The organism is Streptomyces sp. NPDC029151 (genome assembly GCF_055564315.1).
Genome location: NZ_JBVHWQ010000002.1, coordinates 1,090,098 through 1,093,496 on the forward strand (window position 1 = coordinate 1,090,098; position 3,399 = coordinate 1,093,496).

General features: G+C 72.1%; 2 protein-coding genes. One reads left to right on the plus strand and one right to left on the minus strand.

The annotated features are described in order from the left end of the window. Window positions 1-103 precede the first annotated feature (103 nt). Entirely contained in the window at window positions 104-2,680 is a 2,577-nt protein-coding gene (gene pepN / locus ACZ4VF_RS12620; protein ID WP_467925459.1) for an aminopeptidase N, read from the minus strand. 113 nt (window positions 2,681-2,793) lie between these two features. Between pepN and ACZ4VF_RS12625 the strand changes: the two genes are divergently transcribed. Beyond that, entirely contained in the window at window positions 2,794-3,270 is a 477-nt protein-coding gene (locus tag ACZ4VF_RS12625; protein WP_467925461.1) for a DUF1203 domain-containing protein, read from the plus strand. Window positions 3,271-3,399: the final 129 nt, after the last annotated feature.

Consider the following 3,399-nt stretch of genomic DNA (forward strand, 5'->3'; position numbering starts at 1 on the left):
CCCCCCCCCCCCCCCCCCCCCCCCCCCCCCCCCCCCCCCCCCCCCCCCCCCCCTTTTCCCCCCCCCCCCCCCCCCCCCCCCCCCTGGTGCGTCGTGGTGTCGGCTACTCGGCGCCCGCCGCCTCGTCCGCCGCCTGGGCCCTCAGGGCGCGCTCGATGCCCGCGCGGGACTCCGAGACGAGGCGGCGCAGGGCCGGGCTCGGGTCGGCCGAGGACAGCCAGGCGTCGGTCCTGGCCAGGGTGGCCTCCGAGACCTGGATCGCCGGGTAGAGGCCGACGGCGATCTGCTGGGCCATCTCGTGCGAGCGGGAGTCCCAGGCGCTCTTGACGACCTCGAAGTACCGCTCCGCGTAGGGCGCGAGCAGCTCCCGCTGGTCGGTCTGGACGAAGCCGCCGATCACGGCCTCCTGCACGGCGTTGGGCAGCTTGTCGGAGTCGACGACCGAGGACCAGGCCTCCGCCTTCGCCTCCGGCGTCGGACGGGAGGCGCGGGCGGTGGCCGCGTGCCGCTCGCCGGCCGCCGTCTTGTCCCGCTCGTACTCGCCGGCGATCTCCGTCTCGTCGTACCGGCCGACGGCGGCGAGCCGCTCGACGAACGCCCAGCGCAGCTCGGTGTCGACGGCCAGGCCCTCGATGGTCTGCGTGCCGTCGAGCAGGGCCTCCAGGAGGTCCAGCTGCTCCGGGGTGCGGGCGGTGGCCGCGAAGGCGCGGGCCCAGGCCAGCTGGTGGTCGCTGCCCGGCTCGGCCGTGCGCAGGTGGGCGAGCGTGGCGTCGGTCCAGCGGGTGAGCAGGGACTCACGGGCGGCCGGGGCGGCGTACAGGTCGATGGCCAGCTTGACCTGGCGGTGCAGGGACTGCACCACGCCGATGTCGGACTCCTTGCCGATGCCGGACAGCACCAGGGAGAGGTAGTCGCGGGTGGCCAGCTCGGCGTCCCGGGTCATGTCCCAGGCCGAGGCCCAGCACAGGGCGCGCGGCAGGGACTCGGCGAAGTCGCCGAGGTGCTCGGTGACGGCCTTCAGGGACTCCTCGTCCAGGCGGACCTTGGCGTAGGACAGGTCGTCGTCGTTGAGGAGGATCACCGCGGGGCGGGGCCGGCCGGTCAGCTGCGGTACGGCGGTCAGCTCGCCGTCGACGTCCAGCTCGATCCGCTCCGTGCGCACCAGCTTGCCGGCGTCGGAGAGGTCGTACAGGCCGATGGCGATGCGGTGCGGGCGCAGGACCGGCTCGCCCTTGGCGCCGACGGGCAGCGCCGGGGCCTCCTGGCGGACGGCGAACGAGGTGATCGCGCCGTCCGCGTCCGTCCGCACCTCCGGACGCAGGACGTTGATGCCGGCCGTCTCCAGCCACTTCTTCGACCAGGTCTTCAGGTCGCGGCCGGAGGTCTCCTCCAGCGCGCCCAGCAGGTCGGACAGGCGGGTGTTGCCGAACGCGTGCCGCTTGAAATAGGCCTGGACGCCCTTGAAGAACTCGTCCTCGCCGACGTACGCGACCAGCTGCTTCAGCACGCTGGCGCCCTTGGCGTAGGTGATGCCGTCGAAGTTGACGAGCACGTCGTCCAGGTCGCGGATGTCCGCCATGATCGGGTGCGTGGACGGCAGCTGGTCCTGCCGGTACGCCCAGGTCTTCATGGAGTTGGCGAACGTCGTCCACGAGTGCGGCCAGCGGGAGCCGGGGGCGGAGGCCTGGCAGGCGATGGAGGTGTAGGTGGCGAACGACTCGTTCAGCCACAGGTCGTTCCACCACTCCATGGTGACCAGGTCGCCGAACCACATGTGGGCCAGCTCGTGCAGGATGGTCTCCGCGCGCACCTCGTACGCCGCGTCGGTCACCTTGGACCGGAAGACGTACTGGTCGCGGATGGTGACCGCGCCCGCGTTCTCCATGGCGCCCGCGTTGAACTCGGGCACGAACAGCTGGTCGTACTTCTCGAACGGGTAGGCGTAGTCGAACTTCTCCTGGAACCAGTCGAAGCCCTGCCGCGTGACCTCGAAGATCGCGTCGGAGTCCAGGAACTCGGCGAGCGAGGGCCGGCAGTAGATGCCGAGCGGCACGGACTGGCCGTCTCTCTCGTACACGCTGTGCACGGAGTGGTACGGGCCGACGATCAGCGCGGTGACGTACGTCGACATCCGCGGGGTCGGCGCGAAGGACCAGACGTTGTCCTTGGGCTCCGGGGTCGGCGAGTTGGAGATGACGGTCCAGCCCTCGGGCGCCCTCACGGTGAACTGGAAGGTGGCCTTCAGGTCCGGCTGCTCGAAGGAGGCGAAGACGCGGCGGGCGTCGGGGACCTCGAACTGGGTGTACAGGTAGGCCTGCTCGTCCACCGGGTCGACGAAGCGGTGCAGGCCCTCACCGGTGTTGGTGTAGGCGCAGTCCGCGACGACCCGCAGGATGTTGCGGCCCTCCAGCAGCTCCGGCAGCGCGATCCGTGAGTCCGCGAAGACCTCGGCGGGGTCCAGCCGGTCGCCGTTGAGGACCACCTCGTGAACGGCCGGGGCCACCAGGTCGATGAACGACCCGGCACCGCCGCGCGCCACGTCGAAGCGCACCGTGGTCACGGACCGGTAGGTGCCGCCCTCCTGCGCGCCGGAGAGGTCGAGTTCGATCTCGTACGAGTCAACGGTGAGCAGCTCGGCCCGCTGCTGCGCCTCTTCGCGAGTCAGGTTTGTGCCAGGCACGCGGTCATCTCCTCGTTATGTGTCGGTTGCGTCATCCTTCCATGGGATCGACGGGGAACGCGATGTCCGGTTCCCGCCGGTGCGCGGGGCACCGGGGCGGGACGCTCTCAGGCATGACGACCCACATCGCACGTCCCATCGAGCCGGCCGTCCTGAAGGAACTGCGGACCACCGACGACGCCGGCCGCCCCATGGCCGCGGTCACCGACGAGGAGGGCGGCGCCCCGCTGCGCTGCTGCCTGCGCCGCAGCGAGCCCGGCGAGCGGATCGCCCTCGTCTCCTACGCGCCGCTGCGCCGCTGGGCGGCCGGAACGGGCGCCGACCCCGGTGCCTACGACGAGCAGGGCCCCGTCTTCGTCCACGCCGAGGAGTGCCCGGGGCCGGCCGACGACACGCTGCCGTTCACCAACGCCCACCGGGTCCTGCGCCGCTACTCGTCCGCCGGGCACATCCTCGGCGGACGTCTGGTGACGGACGCGGACGCCTTCCAGCCGGCCCTGGCCGAGGCCTTCGCCGATCCGGAGGTGGCGCTGGTGCACGTGCGGGCGGTGGAGTACGGCTGCTTCCTGTACGAGGTGCGGCGGGGTTAGGCCCCGGCATGCCGGTGGCGGGGGGGGGGGGGGGGGGGGCGGAGGGGGGAGGGGGGGGGGTGGCGGGGAAGACAAGGGGGGAGGGGAGGGGTGGGGGGTTCGACCACAAAAAGCCCCAACACACAACCC